Annotated in this window: 20 protein-coding genes; 10 read left to right on the top strand and 10 right to left on the bottom strand. The window is 67.0% G+C overall.

What is annotated here, in order from left to right; all coding sequences use genetic code 11:
* Positions 1-132: 132 nt before the first annotated feature.
* The 5 genes from EB75_RS18270 to EB75_RS18250 all read left to right on the top strand — a co-directional run bounded on the left by EB75_RS18270 (position 133) and on the right by EB75_RS18250 (position 8384).
* Complete coding sequence (locus tag EB75_RS18270) at positions 133-570, top strand: single-stranded DNA-binding protein (RefSeq protein WP_073696773.1); 438 nt, start codon at positions 133-135, stop codon at positions 568-570.
* Positions 571-742: 172 nt separating this feature from the next.
* A complete protein-coding gene (ettA, locus tag EB75_RS18265; protein ID WP_073696752.1) occupies positions 743-2416 on the top strand; it encodes an energy-dependent translational throttle protein EttA in 1674 nt (557 codons plus the stop codon).
* 55 nt (positions 2417-2471) lie between these two features.
* A complete protein-coding gene (locus tag EB75_RS18260) occupies positions 2472-7331 on the top strand; it encodes an NAD-glutamate dehydrogenase (RefSeq protein WP_073696751.1) in 4860 nt (1619 codons plus the stop codon).
* Between the two features lie 7 nt (positions 7332-7338).
* Complete coding sequence (locus tag EB75_RS18255; RefSeq protein ID WP_020102240.1) at positions 7339-7752, top strand: acyl-CoA thioesterase; 414 nt, start codon at positions 7339-7341, stop codon at positions 7750-7752.
* On the top strand, positions 7749-8384 hold the full coding sequence (locus EB75_RS18250) for a DUF8010 domain-containing protein (protein WP_073696750.1): 636 nt from the start codon (positions 7749-7751) through the stop codon (positions 8382-8384). The genes EB75_RS18255 and EB75_RS18250 overlap by 4 nt, the downstream gene beginning before the upstream one ends.
* A 107-nt stretch (positions 8385-8491) precedes the next feature.
* Here the strand turns inward: EB75_RS18250 and EB75_RS18245 are convergent, their stop codons facing one another.
* Together EB75_RS18245 and EB75_RS18240 are read right to left on the bottom strand one after the other, a co-directional pair.
* Positions 8492-9730, bottom strand: a complete 1239-nt coding sequence (locus tag EB75_RS18245) for an HNH endonuclease (protein ID WP_073696749.1) — start codon at positions 9728-9730, stop codon at positions 8492-8494.
* A gap of 229 nt (positions 9731-9959) precedes the next feature.
* Positions 9960-10376: a nuclear transport factor 2 family protein gene (locus EB75_RS18240; RefSeq protein WP_073696748.1), complete on the bottom strand. Its 417-nt coding sequence runs from the start codon at positions 10374-10376 to the stop codon at positions 9960-9962.
* 85 nt (positions 10377-10461) lie between these two features.
* Here EB75_RS18240 and EB75_RS18235 point away from each other — a divergent pair, with 85 nt between their 5' ends.
* Both EB75_RS18235 and EB75_RS18230 read left to right on the top strand, forming a co-directional pair.
* The gene (locus EB75_RS18235; RefSeq protein ID WP_073696747.1) at positions 10462-11052 is read left to right on the top strand and encodes a TetR/AcrR family transcriptional regulator; all 591 of its coding nucleotides are present in this window, start codon (positions 10462-10464) and stop codon (positions 11050-11052) included.
* 84 nt (positions 11053-11136) lie between these two features.
* Positions 11137-11694, top strand: coding sequence for a YceI family protein (locus EB75_RS18230; protein WP_073696746.1), 558 nt, complete (start codon positions 11137-11139; stop codon positions 11692-11694).
* A 15-nt stretch (positions 11695-11709) separates the two neighbouring features.
* Here the strand turns inward: EB75_RS18230 and EB75_RS18225 are convergent, their stop codons facing one another.
* The 7 genes from EB75_RS18225 to EB75_RS18195 form a co-directional block, all read right to left on the bottom strand.
* Positions 11710-12375 carry a cyclase family protein gene (locus tag EB75_RS18225; RefSeq protein WP_073696745.1) on the bottom strand — a complete coding sequence of 222 codons (666 nt, stop codon included), beginning with the start codon at positions 12373-12375 and terminating at the stop codon, positions 11710-11712.
* A gap of 33 nt (positions 12376-12408) precedes the next feature.
* Positions 12409-13332 carry an SDR family NAD(P)-dependent oxidoreductase gene (locus EB75_RS18220; protein ID WP_073696744.1) on the bottom strand — a complete coding sequence of 308 codons (924 nt, stop codon included), beginning with the start codon at positions 13330-13332 and terminating at the stop codon, positions 12409-12411.
* On the bottom strand, positions 13326-14906 hold the full coding sequence (locus tag EB75_RS18215) for a flavin-containing monooxygenase (protein ID WP_073696743.1): 1581 nt from the start codon (positions 14904-14906) through the stop codon (positions 13326-13328). Before EB75_RS18215 ends, EB75_RS18220 begins: the two co-directional genes overlap by 7 nt.
* A gap of 13 nt (positions 14907-14919) precedes the next feature.
* The gene (locus EB75_RS18210; RefSeq protein ID WP_073696742.1) at positions 14920-15801 is read right to left on the bottom strand and encodes a metal-dependent hydrolase; all 882 of its coding nucleotides are present in this window, start codon (positions 15799-15801) and stop codon (positions 14920-14922) included.
* Positions 15802-16084: 283 nt separating this feature from the next.
* Positions 16085-16792 carry a TetR/AcrR family transcriptional regulator gene (locus tag EB75_RS18205; protein ID WP_073696741.1) on the bottom strand — a complete coding sequence of 236 codons (708 nt, stop codon included), beginning with the start codon at positions 16790-16792 and terminating at the stop codon, positions 16085-16087.
* 3 nt (positions 16793-16795) lie between these two features.
* Positions 16796-18364 (bottom strand): glycoside hydrolase family 13 protein, encoded by a 1569-nt coding sequence (locus tag EB75_RS18200; RefSeq protein WP_073696740.1) that lies wholly within the window; start codon positions 18362-18364, stop codon positions 16796-16798.
* Positions 18364-18768 (bottom strand): globin, encoded by a 405-nt coding sequence (locus EB75_RS18195; protein WP_174557695.1) that lies wholly within the window; start codon positions 18766-18768, stop codon positions 18364-18366. Before EB75_RS18195 ends, EB75_RS18200 begins: the two co-directional genes overlap by 1 nt.
* A 133-nt stretch (positions 18769-18901) precedes the next feature.
* Between EB75_RS18195 and EB75_RS18190 the strand changes: the two genes are divergently transcribed.
* The 3 genes from EB75_RS18190 to EB75_RS18180 all read left to right on the top strand — a co-directional run bounded on the left by EB75_RS18190 (position 18902) and on the right by EB75_RS18180 (position 20309).
* Positions 18902-19552 carry an HNH endonuclease gene (locus tag EB75_RS18190; protein WP_073696739.1) on the top strand — a complete coding sequence of 217 codons (651 nt, stop codon included), beginning with the start codon at positions 18902-18904 and terminating at the stop codon, positions 19550-19552.
* Positions 19553-19615: 63 nt separating this feature from the next.
* Positions 19616-19846 (top strand): aa3-type cytochrome oxidase subunit CtaJ, encoded by a 231-nt coding sequence (ctaJ, locus tag EB75_RS18185; protein ID WP_029105398.1) that lies wholly within the window; start codon positions 19616-19618, stop codon positions 19844-19846.
* Complete coding sequence (locus EB75_RS18180; RefSeq protein WP_061005416.1) at positions 19833-20309, top strand: DUF5130 domain-containing protein; 477 nt, start codon at positions 19833-19835, stop codon at positions 20307-20309. The genes ctaJ and EB75_RS18180 overlap by 14 nt, the downstream gene beginning before the upstream one ends.
* Positions 20310-20438: 129 nt before the next feature.
* On the opposite strand, the gene EB75_RS18175 is transcribed toward EB75_RS18180, so the two are convergent.
* A complete protein-coding gene (locus tag EB75_RS18175) occupies positions 20439-21659 on the bottom strand; it encodes an alkane 1-monooxygenase (protein WP_061005418.1) in 1221 nt (406 codons plus the stop codon).
* Positions 21660-21809: the final 150 nt, after the last annotated feature.

The following is a 21809-nucleotide window of genomic DNA, read 5'->3' as shown; positions in this document are numbered from 1 at the left end:
AGTTCGCGATTCATCCACAACCGGCGCCGCCCCGAGGGCGGCGCCGGTTCTTTTGTCGGTGCCTGACGGGTCAATGGACGCACAGGCCGGCGAGAACGCCGGCAACACCGAAATGGATGGATGGAGAAGCACATGTTCGAGACACCCTTCACCGTGGTCGGCAACGTGATCACCGACGTCGTCGCGCGTCGGGCCGGGGAGAGCAACCTCGCGACGTTCCGGATGGCGAGCAATTCGCGGAAGAAGACCGACGACGGCTGGGAGCCGGGCAACTCGCTGTACGTCACGGTCAACTGCTGGGGCCGGCTGGCCGACGGGGTGGCGGGCCGGTTGTTCAAAGGCGACCCGGTGGTGGTCGTCGGCTACATCTTCACCAACGAGTACCTGGACAAGGAGGGCAACCGCCGGTCATCGATGGAGGTGAGGGCGACATCCGTCGGTGCGGACATGGCGCGTTGCCAGGTCAAGATCGATCCCCGGCGGCCCAGCCCCATCGAATTGGAGCAGCCCCAGGTGGCCTCGGAGCCGCCCGAGACCGAGAACTCGGACGCGCTGGTGCTGTCGGCGTAGGGCAAATGTCGGGGCGCCCCACGCGGCGGGCGCCCCGACCGCGCCATCGGGCGATTTGGCGGCTTGCCTAGGATGGGCAGCGAGTTTTCGCGGGACCGCGCCAGATCCAGGAGCCGGGGCTCGCGCTACGAGAACGCTACGACGAACAGCCAACGAAAGGCATGACGACGGCATGGCCGAATTCATCTACACGATGCGCAAGGTCCGTAAGGCGCACGGCGACAAGGTCATCCTCGACGACGTCACCCTGAACTTCCTGCCCGGCGCGAAGATCGGTGTCGTCGGCCCCAACGGCGCCGGTAAGTCCAGCGTCCTGAAGATCATGGCGGGCATCGACAAGGCCAACAACGGCGACGCCTTCCTGGCGCCCGGCGCCAGCGTCGGCATCCTCATGCAGGAGCCCGAACTCGACGAGACCAAGACCGTCCGCGAGAACGTCGAGGCGGGCGTGGCGGTCAAGGCCAAGCTCAACCGGTACAACGAGGTCGCCGAGCTGATGGCCACCGACTACACCGACGAGCTCATGGAAGAGATGGGCAAGCTCCAGGAGGAGCTCGACGCCGCCGACGCCTGGGACATCGACTCCCAGCTCGAGCAGGCCATGGACGCGCTGCGCTGCCCGCCGCCGGACGAGCCCGTCACCCACCTGTCCGGTGGTGAGCGCCGCCGCGTCGCGCTCTGCAAGCTGCTGCTGAGCAAGCCCGACCTGCTGCTGCTCGACGAGCCCACCAACCACCTCGACGCCGAGAGCGTGAACTGGCTCGAACAGCACCTCGCCGACTACAAGGGCGCGATCCTCGCCGTCACCCACGACCGGTACTTCCTGGACAACGTCGCCGAGTGGATCCTCGAGCTCGACCGCGGCCGCGCCTACCCGTACGAGGGCAACTACTCCACGTACCTGGAGAAGAAGGCCGAGCGTCTCGAGGTGCAGGGCAAGAAGGACCAGAAGCTGCAGAAGCGGCTGAAGGACGAGCTGGCCTGGGTGCGTTCCGGTGCCAAGGCCCGTCAGGCCAAGAACAAGGCCCGCCTCGGACGCTACGAGGAGATGGTCGCAGAGGCCGAGAAGACGCGGAAGCTCGACTTCGAGGAAATCCAGATTCCGACGCCGCCGCGCCTGGGCAACGTCGTGGTGGAGGTCGACAACCTGAAGAAGGGTTTCGACGACCGCGTCCTGATCGAGAACCTGTCCTTCACCCTGCCGCGTAACGGCATCGTCGGTGTCATCGGCCCGAACGGTGTGGGTAAGTCGACGCTGTTCAAGACGATCGTCGGTCTGGAGCAGCCGGACGGCGGCACCGTGAAGGTCGGCGAGACGGTCAAGCTTTCGTACGTCGACCAGAGCCGCGCGGGCATCGACCCGAAGAAGACGGTCTGGGAGGTCGTCTCCGACAAGCTCGACTACATCGAGGTCGGCCAGAACGAGATCCCGTCGCGGGCCTATGTGTCGGCGTTCGGCTTCAAGGGACCCGATCAGCAGAAGCCGGCCGGCGTGCTTTCCGGTGGTGAGCGCAACCGGTTGAACCTGGCGCTGACCCTCAAAGAGGGCGGCAACCTGATCCTGCTCGACGAGCCGACCAACGACCTGGACGTGGAGACCCTGTCTTCGCTGGAGAACGCTCTCGAGCAGTTCCCCGGTTGCGCCGTGGTCATCAGCCACGACCGCTGGTTCCTCGACCGCACCTGCACCCACATCCTCGCGTGGGAAGGTGACGACGAGGACGAGGCCAAATGGTTCTGGTTCGAGGGCAACTTCGGTGCCTATGAAGAGAACAAAGTGGAACGACTTGGAATCGAAGCGGCGCGTCCGCACAGAGTGACCCACCGCAAGCTGACTCGCGACTAACGTCGCACGTACGTGCCGATTGGGGCACGACGGCGCGACGTCAGGAGCAAGTCGGATGACGGAAAATCGGGGCGGACTCAGCTGTACGACGCAGTCCGCCGGCGCGGATGGCAACGCTGGTCTCGCACGGGCGTATCTGCTGACCTACCGCGGCCCCAACGACGGCTCACCGGCCGACGGTGGGGTCACCGCCCCGATCGACATGGCATTGGCGACGCGGGTGTCTCCGGAGTTGCTGGCCGCGCATTACCGGCTCGGCCGCCGCCGGTCCATGGGGGAGACGCTGGTCGCGATCTACCCCGCCGACGAGCCCGGTCGCTTCGGCCCGGCCCTGCAGATCGTGACCGACCACAGCGCGCTGCTGATGGACTCGGTCATGGTGCTGCTGCACCGCATCGGCGTCGCCTACACCGCGATCATGAGCCCCGAATTCCGGGTGCGGCGTGATTCGACGGGCGAGGTCATCGCGATGGGCCCGGCTGGTGATCCCAGCGCACCGGCCGACGGCATCGACGAGACGTGGATTCACGTCCAGTTGGCGACCATGGGTGACGGCCAAGCCGTCGCCGATGCGGCGGCAGTGCTGCCGCATGCCCTGACCGACACCCGTGCGGTGGAGCTCGATACGCCGGCGATGAACGCCGCGCTCGTCGGACTGGCCAACGCGCTCGACGCCGACCACAACGGCCGCTTCCCGGGCTACGACCGCCGCGACGTGGCGGCGCTGCTGCGCTGGCTGGCCGACGGCCACTTCGTCCTGCTGGGCTACCAGCAGTGCACCGTGGAGAACGGGCAGGCCCAGGTGGACCCGGCGACCCGGCTGGGCGTCGCCAAGCTGCGCACCGACGTGCTGCCCCCACTGGCCGGCGACGACGAACTGCTGGCGGTCGCGCAGGCCACCATGCCCAGCTACCTGCGCTACGGCGCCTACCCGTACATCGTGGTGGTCCGCGAGAGCGCGGGACCCAACGGGCCTGCCCGTGAGCACCGCTTCATCGGGCAGTTCACGGTCACCGCGGGCAACGCGAATGTGCTCGAGATCCCGCTGATCTCGCGCCGCGTCAACGAGGCGCTGGCGCTGTCGCAGGGGGACCCGAGCCGGCCCGGCCAGCTGATGCTCGACATCATCCAGACCATCCCGCGGTCCGAGCTGTTCTCCCTGAACGCGCGTGACCTCGTCGCGATGGGGAAGTCCGTCATCGACCTGGGTTCGCGCCGGCGGGCGTTGCTGTTCTTGCGTGCAGACAAGCTGTCCCACTTCGTGTCGTGCCTGGTGTATCTGCCGCGCGACCGGTACACGACCGATGTCCGGCTGGCCATGCAGGACATCCTGGTCCGCGAGCTCGGCGGCGAGAGCATCGAGTACACCGCCCGGGTCAGTGAGTCACCCTGGGCCGTCGTGCATTTCACGGTCCGGTTGGGCGAGACGGCCAGCCCGGGGAGTGTCGACACCTCGGTGGCCAACGAAACCCGGATTCAAGGTCTGCTGACCGAGGCCGCCCGTACCTGGGGCGACCGGTTGATCGGCGCCGTCACTCCAGGAACCATCACCCGCGCGGAGGCCGAGCACTACGCCGTGGCATTCCCCGAGGTGTACAAGCAGGCGTTCACGCCGACCGGTGCCATCGAGGGCATCAGCATCATCGATCAGTTGCAGGACGACAGCGTCAAACTGGTGCTGGACTATCCCGAAGCCGGGCCCGACGATGACGGCACCGCCCAACTCACCTGGTATCTGGCCGGCCGGTCGGCCTCGCTGAGTGAGCTGCTGCCGATGCTGCAGTCCATGGGCGTGGTCGTGCTGGAAGAGCAGCCGTTCAACGTCGTGCGCGCCGACGGCATGCCGGTGTGGATCTACCAGTTCAAGATTTCCCGGCACCACTCCACCGTCGACGCCCCCGAGGCCGAACGCGAAGCGATCGCCACCCGGTTCGCCGACGCGGTCACCGCCATCTGGCAGGGCAAGGTCGAGATCGACCGGTTCAACGAGCTGGTACTCGGCGCCGGGCTGACCTGGCAGCAGGTGACGATCCTGCGGGCCTACGCGAAGTACCTGCGGCAGGCCGGTTTTCCCTACAGCCAGTACCACATCGAGACGGTGCTGAGGGACAACCCGCGTACGGCGAAGTCGCTCGTCGAATTGTTCGAGGCGGTGTTCGACCCAGCCGGGGGTGACGCCGTCGACCGCGCTCAGACCGCCGCGGCTGCTGTCGCCGCCGACATCGACGCCCTGGTGAGCCTCGACACCGACCGGGTGCTGCGGGCGTTCGCGGCGCTGGTGCAGGCCACACTGCGCACCAACTACTACGTCACCGCCGAGGGGTCGGCGCGGCAGCGAAATGCCTTGTCGTTCAAGCTCAATCCGCAGCTCATCGACGAGTTGCCCCTGCCCAGGCCGAAATACGAGATCTTCGTGTACTCGCCGCGGGTTGAAGGCGTGCACCTGCGGTTCGGCAACGTGGCCCGCGGTGGCCTGCGCTGGTCGGACCGGCGGGAGGACTTCCGCACCGAAATCCTGGGCCTGGTGAAAGCACAGGCGGTGAAGAACGCCGTCATCGTCCCCGTCGGTGCCAAGGGCGGCTTCGTGCTCAAGTCGCCGCCGGCTCTCACCGGCGACCCCGCCACCGATCGCGACGCGCTGCGCAATGAGGGCGTCGCCTGCTACCGGCTGTTCATCGCCGGCCTGCTCGATGTCACCGACAACGTCGAGACCGCCACCGGCGCCATCGTCCCGCCGGCCCAGGTGGTGCGCCGCGACGGCGACGACGCCTACCTCGTCGTCGCCGCCGACAAGGGCACCGCGACGTTCTCCGACATCGCCAACGACGTCGCCAAGTCGTACGGCTTCTGGCTCGGTGATGCGTTCGCCTCGGGCGGCTCGGTCGGCTACGACCACAAGGCCATGGGCATCACGGCCAAAGGCGCCTGGGAGTCGGTCAAGCGGCACTTCCGCGAGATGGGGCACGACACCCAGACCCAGGACTTCACCGTCGTCGGCGTCGGCGACATGAGCGGCGACGTGTTCGGCAACGGCATGTTGCTGTCCAAGCACATTCGGGTCGTGGCGGCCTTCGACCACCGGCACATCTTCCTGGATCCGAATCCTGATTCGGCCAGGTCGTGGGTCGAACGCGATCGCATGTTCAAGCTGCCGCGGTCCAGCTGGGACGACTACGACAAGTCGCTCATCAGCGAGGGCGGTGGCGTCTACAGTCGCGAGCAGAAGTCCATCCCGATCAGTCCCCAGGTGCGCGAGGTGCTCGGCCTGGCTGCCGACGTCACCGAGCTCACGCCGCCGGCGCTGATGAAGTCGATCCTGCTGGCGCCCGTCGACCTGTTCTGGAACGGTGGCATCGGCACCTACATCAAGGCCGAGACCGAGTCGGACGCCGACGTCGGCGATCGCGCCAACGACTCCATCCGGGTCAACGGAAACCAGGTGCGCGCCAAGGTGGTTGGCGAGGGCGGCAACCTTGGCGTGACGCAGCGCGGCCGCATCGAATTCGATCTTGCCGGCGGCCACATCAACACCGATGCGATGGACAACTCGGCGGGTGTGGACTGCTCGGACCACGAGGTCAACATCAAGATTCTGGTCGACGCCCTGGTCACCGCGGGCAAGGTCGCGGCGGCCGAGCGCACAAACCTGCTGATGTCGATGACCGACGAGGTCGGCCGTCTGGTGCTCGCCGACAACATGTCGCAGAACGACCTGATGGGCACCAGCCGCGCCAACGCCGCCAGCCTGTTGCCGGTGCACGCCAGCCAGATTCGCGACCTGTCCCTCGAGCGGGGCCTCAACCGGGAGCTGGAGGCGCTGCCGTCGGACAAGGAGATCCGCCGCCGGATGGAGACCGGCCTGGGGCTGACCTCACCGGAGCTGGCCACCCTCATGGCGCACGTGAAGTTGGCGCTCAAAGAGGACGTGCTGGCCAGCGACCTGCCCGACCAGGAGGTGTTCGCGGGACGGCTGCCGGACTACTTCCCGGAGGAACTGCGCGACCGGTTCGGGGCGGACATCCGGTCGCATCAGCTGCGCCGGGAGATCATCACGACGATGCTCGTGAACGACCTCGTCGACACGGCCGGCATCACCTACGCCTACCGCGTCGCCGAAGACGTCGGTGTAGGGCCGGTCGACGCCGTCCGTAGCTATGTCGCGGTCGACAAGATCTTCCGGGTCGGCGAGGTCTGGCGGAACATCCGGGCGGCCGGCCTGGCCGGCGTTCCGGTGGACGTCACCGACCGCATGACCCTCGACCTGCGGCGGCTGATCGACCGGGCCGGCCGCTGGCTGCTGAACTACCGGCCCCAGCCGCTCGCGGTGGGCGCCGAGGCCAACCGGTTCGCCGCGAAGGTCGCTGCGCTCACCCCGCAGATGGCGCAGTGGCTGCGTGGCGACGACAAGGCCATCGCGGAGACCGACGCCGCCCAGTTCCTCGCGGCCGGCGTGTCGCAGGAGCTGGCCTACATGGTGGCCACAGGGCTCTACCAGTACAGCCTGCTGGACGTCATCGACATCGCCGACATCGCCGAGCGCGACCCCGCCGAGGTGGCCGACACGTACTTCGCGTTGACGGACCACCTGGGCATCGACAACCTGCTCACCGCGGTGTCCGAGCTGAGCCGCAACGATCGCTGGCATTCGTTGGCGCGCCTGGCCATTCGCGATGACATCTACGGATCGATCCGGGCGCTGTGCATCGACGTGATGGCGGTCGGCGAGCCCGACGAGACCGGCGAACAGAAGATTCACGAGTGGGCGTCGACCAACAGCTCCCGGGTCACCCGGGCCCGCCGGACGTTGACCGAGATCCTGGGCGACGAGGTACGTGACCTGGCAACCCTGTCGGTGGCCGCGCGGCAGCTGCGGAGCATGACCACGAGAACGACGGGAACCGGCAATCAGGGATGATGGGCGGGTGACTGAACGCTTCACGACGCCGGTGCCGGTGCGCTGGTCGGACATCGACATGTACCAGCATGTGAACCACGCCACCATGGTGACCATCCTCGAAGAGGCGCGGGTTCCGTTCCTCACCGAGCCGTTCGCCGAGGACGTCGCCACCACCGGCCTGTTGATCGCCGAAGTCAACGTGAAGTACAAGGACCAACTGCGCCTTGTGGATTCGCCGCTGCAGGTGACCATCTGGACCAACCGGCTGCGGGCCTGCGACTTCACGCTGGGGTATGAGGTGCGGTCGGCCCAGGCCGATCCGGATTCCAAGCCGGCCGTGATCGGGGAAACCCAGCTGGCCACGTTCAACATCGAGCGGCAGATGCTGGTGCGCATCGCCCCGCACCAGCGGGAGTACCTCCAGCGCTTCGCCCGATGACTGAACGCGGAATCTGGTTGGCCGACGCCGCACAGGCGGAGAACCTGGCGACCTTCGTCGAACGTGTGCTGCGCCTCGACGAGGCTGCGGTCGTGCGGTTGAAGGAACGGAGCGAGGGCGTCATCGTCGCTTGGGCGGCAACGGGTTTCGAGGTGCTCGCCGCGCGCGTGGTGAGCGGTCGGTTGGCTCCGACCGACCTGTGCGCCGGGGCTGACGCGCTGAGTCACGAGCTGCCCGGGTCGGGACGGATCGATCCGGGATTCGCGATGGATTCGGCCTGGCGCGGTGCGCTGCCGCCGGACAACGGTTTCAGCCATCTCGACGACGTGCCGGCGCGCGCCATGATGGAGCTGTCGCAGCGGGGCGCCGACCTGGCCCGCGAACACAGTGGAGCGCAAGGCCCGCCGCCGTCGCTGCTGGATCAGAACGTCATCACCGTCAGTGCCGGCGACGTCGAGGTCGGGATTCCGATGCGCTGCGTATTCGCCTTGACTGCCATGGGTTTCGTGCCTGACCCACTGCCTGACGATGAGGTGGTCCGGGTTCGGGTGCATCCGGCGTGGCTGCGGATCGACGCCCGCTTCGGCTCGGTGTACCGCCGGCGCGGCGGCCCGATTCTGTTGTCGCCCTAGGAATCTGCCGAAGCCGAGAGGCTGCTCGCGTGGCGGATGTGAACTCCACCCGCCACGCGAGCACGAGGGCCGGGAACACTATTGAGTTGTCAAGGTGCAGAACGTATTTAGGCCGCGTTGTCGAGTTTCATGGTGCGGCGGTTGTGGGCGGGGATGGGTTGTCGGTGGGGGTCGACGGTGGCGGGTGGGATGAGCCAGGGGTGTCGGTCGAGGCCCATGACGACGTCCCAGCCGTCGTGGTGGATGTTGGCGTGACACGCCGGGCACAGCAGGCACCCGTTGTCCAGGCTGGTCTCGCCCTGGTGGGTCCAGTGCCGAATATGGTGCGCATGGGTCCGCCCGGCCGGTGCCCCGCATTTGATGCATCCCCCATCGCGTAGGTAGAGGGCTTTGCGTAGATGGGGTGGGAAGAGGCGTTTTTCTCGTCCCATGTCCAGCGGCACCTGCTCGGCATCGACAACGACCGTGGTGACCGCTGTGTCGCAGGTCAGGCGGTCCAGGGTCATGGTGCTGATCGGCCCCATGAACTCCAACTGCGCCAGGTCTGGGGTGTCGGCGGGCACGGTCACCAACAACTGTGTGCGCGGTGCGGACGCGACGTCGCCGCCGCGGGCGGCGATGTCCAGCACCGTCTCCAACGCGTCGGCACGCCGACGGCCGGCACGGCGGGTGTCGGGGGTGCCGTCGGGTTCGGGACGGGGTGCGGAGTGTTCCTCGATGGCGGCCACGAATTTGGCGCCGACTTCGGCGTCGAGGTCGGCGCGTATCTGCCGTCGACCGTCACTGGTCACCACATAGTCCACGGTGTTGACCGACCGGTCCTCCGCCGCGGGTAGGCCACCGGTTTTGGCGGCGTGCCGGTTCCCCAACATCCGGGCCCGCGCCGTGATGTCGGCGGGGGTAGCGCCGGAGAAGAACTGCCCCAACAGGTCGGTGACCTGCGTGAACCTGGCCTCCTCAGCGACTGGTTCGGGTGCGCGGGCGGCAATGTGATTGATGCCCTTCACGATCGCATCGACATGCTCCCCGGAGACCGCCCCATCGCCGGCATGGGCCCCGAGCGTCGGCAGCGACGGCAAAGCCCCGCCGACGCGGACCATCCGCTCGGCCACCGACGGCGCGCACCCCAACGAGATCAGCAGTTCCCGTACCGTCCGCCCCTGGGCGGCGGCCACCCCCAACCGGTCCAGCGCCCCGGTCGCCGTCGCGGCCAGGTGATCAACCACGCCCCGCAGCATCAGCAGCGTCCGCAACACCCCAAGTGCGGCATCCCCGGTGATGCCCTCGGGGATGACCACGTCACGAAGGTGGTCGAGTAGTGGGTTGAGATCCGGTGTGATTCCCATGCCCAATTGTATCGAACAAATGTTCGAACAACAAGGAGTGGAGTGGTCGAATTTCAGGGGATGTATCAGGACATCGGTGACGGTTCTGCATCAGGACATCGGTGACGGTTTCGATGGTCGCGGGCGGCGACTCGGCCGCGCCCGCAGTACATCGCGACTAAGGCGTGAGGCGCTCGCGAGGCCGGCATCGGGAACGTGGTCTGGCGCCGTAGGTGATCGCCAAACTCACTCAGCTCGCGACAAGAGCCTCATGCCAGCGCTGGGTGTCGGTGATCTGAACCAGTGAGGCGACCATGCCGTCGCGGATGGTGATGTCGTGGACGAATGCGGCCGAGTACTGCTTGCCGGTGGCGCGGCTGTGGCCGCGGTAGTAGCCGAACGCGATGACGCGGTCGTCGCCGACGACGACGAATTCGTCTGGCTGCGGCGCGATCTCGAAGTGTGCGGCCGCCCCGCCCCAGACGTTCAGCAACATCTCTTCGGGGCCGTGGACCTCGCCGCCCAAGCCGAACGGCATGCCGTCGCTGACCCGGCCACAGAACTCCGGATGCAGCAATTCGGCGAGGCCTGCGCCGTCATGCGCGGCGAAGGCGGCGTAGAGGCGGGCGGCCGTGTCGATCGATGGGCTGGCCGCTGGTGCGCTCATGGTGAATCTCCCTCGTGACGAAGCCGGCATCTGCTGGTTTTAGAGTGATTGCTCTAAAACAGTATTAGAGCATATTCTCTAATACGTGGGAAGACCGCCGCGGCACTCTGTGGATGACTTCGTGGATGCCGCGACCCGCCTCTTCGCCGAAGGCGGTGTTCGCGCCCTCACGATGAATGCGGTGGCTCGCGAAATCTCCGCCCCCAGCGGGTCCATCTACCACCGGTTTCCCGATCGGGCAGCGCTATTGGCTGCGATGTGGTTCCGCACCACCGGGGACTTCCAACGCGGCTATCTCGACGTCCTGGGTGACCCGGCGACCCCCGCCGGCGCTGTCCGCGCGGCGGTGTGGATCGTCGACTGGTGCCGTGCGCACCTATCGGAAGCTGTTGTTCTGCAAGCCGGTGTGCGCACGTTCGAGCCGGAGGAGTGGCCGGAGACAACCAGAACGGAATTGGCGACCAGGGACGAGAACAGCAAGCGCGACATCGACAAGGCCATTCGGCTGCTGGCGAAGGAAACCGGCCGTCCCGCCGATCAGATTGCGTTTGCATTGCTCGACCTGCCGCTGGCCGCCGTCCGGCGCCACCTGCTCGCGGGCGAAGTGCCACCGAAGCGGACCGGCAAGCTGGTCCGCGACATGGTGGGTCTCGTGTTGGACGTTCCCGTCGACTAGGGTGCCCAGCCGCTCCTCTGGTTCCCGTCGCACGCTCCGTGACATGATGGGCCGTACATTCGGATACTCGGGGGTGGCTGGCGAATGACCCTGCCTGACAGGACATCCTGGCAGTTGGACAACTCGACCGGCGAATTGCTGGTGCACACCACAGTGGTCGGCCGGGCAGCCAAGATGGGGCATCGGCTCACCATCGCTGTGCGTTCATGGCAGGCCACCGTGACGTGGGAAGGCGACCAGCCGGCGTCGCTGGACCTGACGTGTGATGTGCCGTCGCTGCAAGTGCTCCGCGGCGAGGGTGGCGTGACGCCGCTGACGGCACGCGATAAGGCGGCGGTTCAGACGAACACCATGAATTCCTTTGACCCGAAACGCTTTCCGGTGGTGAGTTTCCGCAGCAGCGCCATCGATCCGGTGCAAGGCGGATATCAGATCGCCGGCGCGCTCACCATCCGCGATCGAACAGCCGACCACGTACTCACCCTGGCTGTCGAGGACCACGGTGAGTCGTGGCGGTTGTCGGGGCGGACCGAGGTCCTCCAGACGCAATTCGGCATCACCCCGTACTCGACGCTGATGGGTGCCATGAAAGTTGGCGACGCGGTGGTGGTGTCGTTCGCCGCCGAGGTAGAGAAGGGGTAGAGGACCCGACCTCGGTCAGTCCGGGACGGTCGCGTACGCCCGCACCGGAAAGGTGCCGAATCCTTCGACCCGTGGCGGGACAGCGGTGAAGCGGGCGCCGCGGGCCGGCAGTGCCGCCAGGTTGGTGAGGTGCTCGACAACGTGAATCCCGTTGCCCAGCAATGCGGTATGGATGGGCCGTCGACCTGCTGACTCCGGGCCGGCATCGTCGATGTTGACGGAGTCGATACCGACTAACGCCACGCCGCGCTCTACCAACAGCTCGGTCGCGGCCTCGGTCAGGAACGGTGCGTCGACGGCGTAGGCCTCGGTGCCGAAATGCCGGTCCCATCCGGTGTCGATCAGCACCGCGCAACCGGCCTCGATGTCATCGGGCAGCTCGGAGACATCGACGCCCCGCGCCGCGACGTCGCGACGGTGCACGACGATGGCGGGCAAGTCCACCAGCGTGTTCAAGTCGAGGCCGGACAGGTCCGCACCGTTCTCGTAGCGGTGAAACGGGGAGTCGATGTAGGTGCCCGTGTTGCCGACCATGGTGATCGCGCCGATCGCGAACTCGGTGCCGGGAGCGTAGACCTCCCGCGACGCCTCGCGCGTGAGGTGCGAACTGATCGACGGTGCGGGCAGCCCCGGGTAGGTCACCATCCCGGCACGAATTGTGTGAGACAAATCGACGAGCATGGCGACCCTTTCCCGCGCGGTTGATGACCAACCTTAGCGAGACGGGACAGGCTCCTTGACCGCGGTCGATGGAATCACCCGGTCCAGCAACGGCCCGGCCAGCTTCTCGACCAGATCGAACGAGAAGGGTTGTGCCATGCGGCGATTGATACCCGGCGCGACGCGGTGCATGACGTAGCCCAGCCACGCCTCGGCCCTGACCGGCACTATCGCGAGGTCGTACCTGACCGCGCGCACCACGGCGCGCGCCACGAGGTCGGGGCTCATCGGCGAGAACGGCAGTACGTTGGCGAATGCCTGCAGCTGCCTGGTGAGGCGCTTCACCTGCTCGACCAGCGCGGGTTCCACGCCGACGGTCACCGCCCGGTCGCCGATGTGCGTGTTGATGACGCCGGGGCAGATCGCGCTGACGCCGATGCCGTACTGCCGAAATTCCAGGCGCAGGCATTCGCTGAGCATCTTGACCCCGGCCTTGGACACCGAGTACGGCGCCATGACCGGTGTCGGCGTGAAGGCCGCTGCCGAGGCGATGTTGACGATATGGCCGCCCTCGCCGCGCTCGGCCATCTGCGCGCCGAACACCCGGCAGCCGTGCACCACGCCCATCAGGTTGATGCTGAGCTGCTTGTCCCAATCTTCCGGGGACAGCTTGAGAAACGGGCCACTGACGAGGATTCCGGCGTTGTTGACGACGACGTCGGGCACGCCGTGGTCGGCGTGCACGTCGCGCGCGAAAGCCTCCCACGCGTCCGGATCGGCGACGTCCAACTGGGCGGTCGACGCCCGACGTCCGGCGCCTTTGATCATGGCCGCGGTTGCTTCGGCCAAGTCGAGGTTGATGTCGGAGACCACCACGTGCGCACCGAGTTTGGCGAAGCGGATGGCCGTGGCGCGTCCGATGCCGCTGCCCGCGCCGGTGACGACGACGAGCCGCGGTTCGAGATTGTTGATCAACATCGGTCTTCCTTCGCGGTGGCTGCTACTTCGTGGGCATCGGCGGTGCCGGGCCCGTACCGATACACATCGAGGTCGTAATGGCGGTTCTGCCAGTACATCTCGCCGTGCGTCGTCGGCCGGAACGGGGAATCACCGTGGTAGTCGATGTAATACGTGTTGGACCCGGCGCAGGTCGGCGTGAACAGGACGTTGCGCGCCTGCCGCCGGAGGCAGTACCGGAAATAGGCGTCGTGCACTTCTTGCCGGATCTCGACTTCCCGGGCACCGCGCCGTTTGGCTTCGGCGATGGCGCGGCTCAGATGTGCCGCGGTGGCCTCGATCATCCACAGATACGAGCCGAGCACGAAGCCGTAGGGGCCGGTGATCATGAACATGTTCGGGAAGCCGGGGACGGACACGCCCTGATAGGCCTGAAAGCGATTGACCGCCCAGAACTCCGCGGCGTCGAGTCCGTCGCGACCGACGACGGGGAAGGGCGGCACCGAATCCCGTTCCCACAGCTTGAATCCTGTCGCGCAGATGAGGACGTCGACCTCATGCTCGACGCCGTCGGCGGTCACCACGCCTTGTTCGGTGATGCGCTCGATGGAGTCGGTGACCAGGCTGACGTCATTGCGGTTGAACGTCTTCAGGTACTCGTTGGACATCGACGGCCGTTTGCACCCCAGGCCGTAGCGTGGAATCAGTTTCTCCCTGGTCTCGGGGTCGCGGATCTGGCTGCGCATCCAGGCTCGCACGGGTGCCTCGGCGACCTTGCGGGTGGCTTCGACCATCCAGCTCGGGCCGGTGAGCATGCCGCCCATCCCGACCTCGGTCGCGATGGTCCCGACAGCGCGCAGCGCCGACCGCAGCTGGCCGAACTCCAGCACCGCCCGGGCGATGCCGTGAACTTCGCTGTCCGGCTTGGGAAAAACCCAGATCGGCGTGCGCTGAAAGACAGTCAGATGCGCCACCTCGTCGACGATCGCCGGCACCAGTTGCAGTGACGTCGCACCCGTCCCGATCACCGCCACCCGCTTGCCGGCCAGCGCCACGTCGTGGTCCCACAGCGCGGTGTGCATGAGAACCCCGCTGAAATCCTGCAGACCGGGGATGTCCGGCATCTTCGGCCGTTCGAGCCCGCCGACCGCCATCACGACATGGCGGCCGGTGATCTCGGCGCCGCCGTCGATGCGCACCCGCCACATGCAGTTCTGCTCGTCGAAGGTCGCGCCCGTCACAGAGGTGTTGAGCCGCAGCTTGTCTCGCAGTCCGTACTTGTCCACCATGTCGTCGGCGTAGTCGCGTAACTCGCTGCCGGGAGCGAAGACTCGGGACCAACCACCGCGCTGCTCGTAGGAGAAGCTGTAGATGACGGACGGGATGTCGACTGCCACACCGGGATAGGTGTTGGCGTGCCAGGTGCCGCCGACGTGGTCCCACTTGTCGACGATGACGAAGTTGTGGATCCCTTTGCGCAGGAGCGCGATACCGGCGCCGATGCCACCGAACCCGGCACCGACGATCACCACCTCATGATCAGGTTCGGGTCGCTCGGCCGTCGGTGGCTGTGCCAACTGCGTACTGGCGGTCATCTCCGGCCCTCGGTTATCTGACGTAGCCGACGAGTTCGCCACCGGCGCCGAACAAGTCGTGCTGCCAGCGTTGCAGGATGTCCTCGGTGGGCACGTCGTCCGGGTGGAAGCCCGGGCGCAGGTACTCGGCGATCTCTCCCAGGAAGCCGCGCAGCAACGGGCCGCGGAACACCCCGTAGGTCTGGCGGAGCACCGTGATCGGGCGGGGCCACGCCGTCGGATCCAAGAGGATCGACAACGCCACCGCCGCCGTGACGACAGGGATGGTCAGGAAGTACATGAACCACATGACCGCGATGCGGGTGCGCTCGGAGCCGCCCACCGACCGGTAGACGTCGAAGGCGACGGACTTGTGCTCCAGCTCTTCCATGGCGTGCCAGTTCAACAGGCGCCAGACCTCGGGATCGCCTGGGATCGCCTGGATTTCGTCATTCGACAGCACCCGTGCGCCGAGGACCGCGGTGTAGTGCTCGGCGGCGGCCGTCATGGCCAGGTGCACTTTCGCGGGGATCAGCTTCTCGATGCGGAGCACCACCTTCTGCCGCACGCTGGTCGGCGCGAACAGCAGAAACCGCACGATGGGATAGCCCATATCGGCGAGTTGCGTGTTCAGCTTGCGGTGTTCCTGGCCGTGCACGGACTCCTGGCCGATGAACCCCGCGACGCGCTTTTTCAGGACCGGGTCGGTGATCTGGTCGGAGAAGCGGCGAACGGACCGGATGAACGACTCCTCACCGGGCGGAAAGGAACCGGACAACACCGCCACCAGGTGGCTGAACACGATGTCGCCCTCGACGAAATGCCGGTGCAGCGGTTCGGGTTCGCCGAACCGGAACCGCATCCGGCGGACCTTGGGAAAAGTGACCGCGTGCGCGGTGATCGGGTCAGCACTCATGATCGATTCCTTCCGTTGTGCCGGCTATCTGAGGTGGTCGACGAGGACGCTGTCGGCGCCGAAGAGGTCGTTGCGTTAGGTGATGGACCGCCCGGGAACTCCGCGCTGACGGGTGTTGCTCACTGCGTACGGCCATGCCGCCCGCCTTTCCTCGAACAATCAGTAACTAGTACCGCGAGTTCTAGTAGTTCGAAGTTACGACGGCGTGCGCCATTGCGCAAGGGGTTTGGATAACGACGTTTTCTGGCCTACTCGACCGCAGGTCGCGGCAACCCGAGGCAGGTCAGTCGGTGGCGCCGAACAGCGCCATCTGCTCATCGGGTGCGATGACGACGCCGCGGGCAGCGGCCGCCGCCGACACCGCACCCCAGATCACGGGTGTCAGTTGGGTGATGAGTTCGTCTTTGCTGATGGTCGGCTCGTTGAGCCACCGCAGTACTCCGAGGGCCACGGCACCGAGGATCGCGTCGGCCGTGTACTCCAGGTGATCGCCGTCGCCGCCGCGGGTGCGCACCATCGCCGCGAGGACCTCGGTCATCGCGCTGGACAGATTGCGGCCGTTCTCGAGCAGCTTGGTCCGGGAATGGTCGTCGCTGAAATGGGAGCCGACGACGAACCGAAAGAGGTTGGGCCGCTCGGCGACCAGATCGATGTAGGCGGTCAGCGCGGAACTCACGAGCTCCAACGCCGTCGCGGTGACGTGGAAGCACGGCATGACGCGCTGCACGATCAGTTCCTGCATGCGCTCACCGACCGCGGCGAACAGCGTCTCCTTGTCGGTGAAGAAGCGGTACAGCTTCGGCCGCGGCACACCGGCGGCTTTCACCACGTCGTCGATCGACAGATCGGGCCCGTACTCATCGATGGCCCGCAGGGTCGCCTCGATCAGGTCTGCCTTCACCGTCGCCCGGTGCGCCCGCCACCGGTCGGCCCGCGCGTCACCGGTCGGTGCGGACATCCGCACCGCGACACGGGTGGCATCTACGCGCATGGGCTAATCGTAGGTCAGCCAGAGTGCCGTGTCGGGTGGGATTTGCCCGTTGGGCAGTGGCCCGCTGGCAAGCACCACCCTGCCGGCCGGCACGTCGACCGGAGCGCTGCCGGCATTGAGCAGGCACACCAGCCCGTCCGCACACTGGAATGCCAGCAGGTCGTCCGCGGTCGGCAGCCAGCGCACCGAACGTCCCAAAACTGTTCGGCCCCGGCGCAATTCGATGGCACGGCGGAACAGTGACAGCGTCGAGTCCGCATCGACGGACTGTGCCGCCACCGTCAGCGGTCCCCAGTCGTCTGGCATCGGCAACCAGGTCTGCGCGGTCGATGAGAACCCGTACGGCGCCGAGTCTCCGGACCATGGCAGTGGCACCCGGCAGCCGTCGCGGCCGCGCTCGGTATGTCCGGAGCGTTCCCAGACCGGGTCCTGCAGGACGTCGTCGGGCAGGTCGACGTTGGGCAGCCCGAGTTCCTCCCCGTTGTAGACGAACACCGCCCCGGGCAGCGCCAGCATCACCAGCGCCATCGCCCGGGCCCGTGAAAGCCCTTGCGCGCCACCGCCGTAACGGCTCACCTCGCGGTCTACGTCATGGTTGGACAGCGTCCAGGTGGGTGGGGAGTCGGCCAGTTCGGCGGCGGCCAGGGAATTCTCGATGGCCTCGCGGACGGCACTGGCGGTGAAATCGGCTCGTACCAAACGGAAATTGAAGCCCAGGTGCAGTTCGTCGGGACGCAGGTACTTGGCGAAATCTTCGTTGTCGAAAACCCAGACCTCGCCGACGGTTGCCGCGTCGGGATAGTCGTCGAGCACCGTCCGGATGCCGCGGTGAATGGCGTGCACACCGTCGTTGTTGAACCGCGGGTCGTCGACCCGGGTGGCCAGCATGACGCCTTCGGGGTCGTCCATGTCCGGCAGGTCGGCCGGTTTGGCCATCCCGTGCGCGACATCGACCCGGAATCCGGCGACGCCGCGATCGAGCCAAAACCGCAGTGTCCGTTCCAGATCCGCCGCGACCTCCGGGTTGTCCCAGTTCAGATCCGGCTGTGCGGCATCGAACAGATGCAGGTACCACTGCCCGGGCTCGCCATCCGGTTCGGTCACCCGGGTCCACGCCGGGCCGCCGAACACCGACGTCCAGTTGTTGGGCGGCAGCGCCCCGCCCGGTCCGCGGCCGTCCCGGAAGAGGTAGCGCGACCGCTCGGGGCTGCCGGGCGGCGCCGCCAACGCTGCGCGGAACCACGGATGCGCCGAGCTGGTGTGGTTGGGGACCAGGTCCATCGTGACCTTGATGTCCGCCGCGCGGGTGGCGGCGAGCAACCGGTCCAGTGCCGCCATGCCACCGAACAAGGGGTCGACGTCACGCGGGTCGGCGACGTCGTACCCGTGATCGACCATGGGGGAGACCATGACCGGGTTGAGCCACAGCGCGTCGACGCCGAGGGCGCGCAGATAGTCCAGGTGCGCCGTCACGCCGTCGAGATCGCCGACGCCGTCACCGTCGCTGTCGGCGAACGACCGCGGGTAGAGCTGATAGAAGACCGCGCGTGACCACCACCGCGGATCTGTCATCAGAACGCCGAGTTGACCATGTGCTGGGCGGCCATGTCGAAGTAGTCGAGCAGCGCCTGCCGGTGTGCGTCGTCGATGGTGTCGGGCCCGATCGAGGCGAGTGCGCTGTGCATGCACCGCAGCCAGGCGTCGCGCTCGAGGTAGCCGATCCGAAACGGCGCGTGCCGCATCCGCAGCCGGGGGTGGCCGCGTTCCTGACCGTAGGTGCGGGGGCCGCCCCAGTACTGCTCGAGGAACATCCGCAGCCGGTGCTCGGCGCCGTCCAGGTCGTCCTCCGGGTACAGCGGGCGCAGGATTTCGTCGTCGCGGACCAGTTGGTAGAACCGCGACACCAGGAGTTGGAAGGTCTCTGCTCCACCGACTTCGTCGTAGAACGACCGCTGCGCCTCTGTCACGGTCGCCATTGTCCACCAGGGCGCTCGGGCGTGTTCCGCACGGGAGTCGTCACGTGAAGTTCACCGGATCGCCCAGCTAACACGCCGGGAATTCTCGTGCGCTCCGTGCCGATCCGTGGTGGACTGTGATCACGGAGGACGTATGTCGCAACGGAGGAAGGTCCGCGGCCACAGACTTCACAGCGCCGCGGTGGGCTCGCCTGTGTCAAGCCCTGCACTGTCATCATCCCTGCACGCAGTCGACTCGAGTCCCGCAGAGGGGCCGGTCGGCTCACTCTGGGGCCGCCGCCGCGTCCTGCTGCTGAATTCGACCTACGAACCGTTGACCGCGCTGCCCATGCGCCGCGCCGTGATCATGGTGCTCTGCGGCAAGGCCGATGTGGTGCACGACGACCCGACCGGGCCGGTCATACACTCGGCGACCCGCGCGGTCGCCGTCCCGTCGGTCATCCGGCTGCGTAGTTATGTGCGGGTCCCATACCGGGCCCGCATTCCTATGACCAGGGCCGCGCTGATGCACCGGGACCGGTTCCGCTGCGCGTACTGCGGCGGCAAGGCCGACACCGTCGACCACGTCGTGCCGCGCAGCCGCGGCGGCGAGCATTCCTGGGAGAACTGCGTCGCGGCCTGTGGTCCGTGTAATCACCGCAAGGCCGACCGGCTGCTCACCGAACTCGGCTGGACGTTGCATGCCGTGCCGTTGCCGCCGAAGGGTCAGCATTGGCGGCTGTTGTCGGCGGTCAAGGAACTCGATCCGGCCTGGGTGCGGTACCTCGGCGAAGGCGCCGCCTGATATCCGGCAGCCGATTGCCCCTGTCGCCCGCACGGGCGAGGCCGGTGCTGATACGGTTTGCGCGTGAGCATTGCACTTACTCATTCGCTGCTCGGTGGGGTGCCGCTGGCGCTGCTGCTGGTGCTTGGCGCGCTGTTCCTGCTGCGCAAGAGCCCGCACCCGGACACCTACAAGATGACCGACAAGTGGACCCACGCGCCGATCCTGTGGGCGGCCGAGGAACCGGCGGATCACGGCCACGGTGGCCATGACTCGCACCTGACTGTGGGAGGTGGCGCAAGTGGCAAGTGGTAGCCAGACCGAGGTCGCAAACATCGATCCGGCCAACCTGCCGTACGGCTACGCCGTCACGTACAGCGGCCGAATCTCCGGCGTCACCGAACCCGGTGAGCTGTCGGTGCACTACCCGTTCCCGGTCAAGGACCTCGTGTTCCTGGACGATGCCCTGAAGTACGGCTCGCGCGCCGCCGGCGCCCGCTTCGCCGTCTACATCGGCGACCTGGGTGCGGACACCGCCGCCACCGCGCGTGAGGTGCTGGCCACCGTGCCGACGCCGAACAACGCCGTGTTGCTGGCTGTTTCGCCGGACCAGAAGGCCATCGAGGTCGTCTACGGCGCCGAGGTCCGTGGTCGCGGTATCGAAGAGGCCGCTCCGCTTGGCGTTTCCGCGGCGGCTGCGTCGTTCAAGCAGGGCAACCTGATGGACGGCCTGATCAGCGCGGTCCGCGTGCTGAGCGCCGGCGTCTCACCCGCCTGATTTTCGTTCACCCTGCCGGGTGCGGACCACTGGTTCGCACCCGGCAGAGTGCTATCCGGGTGCGGTCGACCTGGGACTGCGGGCGTCGCCCACGCGCGCGAATGTGCCGGGCAGCAGGAGCGGCGTGGTTCAGCGCGCGGCGGGGTAGCGCTTGCGCAGCCGGGCTTCGTAGCCGGGTTGCAGCGCGGTGCGGCTGATGTCGCCGTCGTAGTGCGCCAGCACGCGGGGGTCCATCACCCGGCGCCACAACGGCGGGCAGATGGCCAGCAGCAGCATGGTGCCGTAACCGCCGGGCAGCTGCGGCGCCTCGTCGGCATGGCACAGCGCCTGGTAGCGGCGCATCGGGTTGGCGTGGTGATCGGAGTGCCGCTGCAGGTGGAACAGGAAGACGTTGGCGATGACGGTGTTGCTGTTCCAGCTGTGACCGGCGCGCACCCGCTCGTACCGGCCGTTGGGCATTTTCTGCCGCCGCAGGCCGTAGTGCTCGAGGTAGTTGACGGTCTCCAGCAGGAAGATGCCGATCACGGCCTGGCCGAACAGCCACGGCACGACAACGGGTCCGAACCACACCGCCAGGACGATGAACAGGATGACGCTGAGCAGCCAGGCGTTGAGGACCTCGTTGTGCAGCGACCACTTGGACTTGTGCACGCGGGCCAGGCGGTCGCATTCCAGCTTCCAGGCCGACCGCAGGCTGCCGAGGACAGACCGGCCGATGAAGGCGTACAGACTCTCGCCGAGACGCGAACTGGCCGGATCCTCCGGCGTCGCGACCCGCACGTGGTGGCCGCGGTTGTGCTCGACGAAAAAGTGGCCGTAGCAGGTCTGCGCCAGGGCGATCTTGGAGAGCCGGCGCTCGGACATGCCGCGCTTGTGGCCCAGTTCGTGGGCGGCGTTGATGGCGATCCCGCCGACCGTTCCGACCGCGGCCATGAGGCCGAGTTTGTCGGCCAACGACATGGTCACCCAGCCGCCGCCGGCCCACAGCCAGCAGGCGAAGATCAGCGACAGATACTGGGCCGGCAGGAAGAGATGCGTGGCGATCCGGTAGAACGGGTCGTCTTCCAGACTGCGGAGATCGCCGGGAGCCTTCTCGGCCTCGGGGCCGACGATGTGGTCGAGCAGGGGGACGAGCCCGAACGTCAGCAGCGACCCGGTCCACCAGAACGCGTCGACGCCGGTGAGCCAGACCAGCAGCCACGACAGGCCGACCATTCCGGGGGTGATGGGGCCCAGCAGCCACACGTAGCGTTTGGGATCGCGCCATTTCGACTTGGTGGCGGGGGTGTCCGGTGCCTCGGGCGCGTGAGGTTGCGATGCCTCCTGGCCCGCGCGCAATGCCGACAACACCCCGTATTCGTACCCGCATTCGGCCGTTTGCGCAAATACAAGTCGGTAGCCAGAGCCACTTCCTGTCCGTTTTCTCATCGTTATCCAGCAAATTGTTTGAGGGCTCTTCACAGATGAGGGTGTAGAGGTGGTTGGCGCGTCGTTGCCGGG

The sequence above is a fragment of the Mycobacterium sp. ST-F2 genome, from assembly GCF_001905655.1.
Classification (GTDB): Bacteria; Actinomycetota; Actinomycetes; order Mycobacteriales; family Mycobacteriaceae; genus Mycobacterium.
Note: the sequence above shows the minus strand (reverse complement) of the source record. Positions and strands in the feature narration are given on the sequence as shown.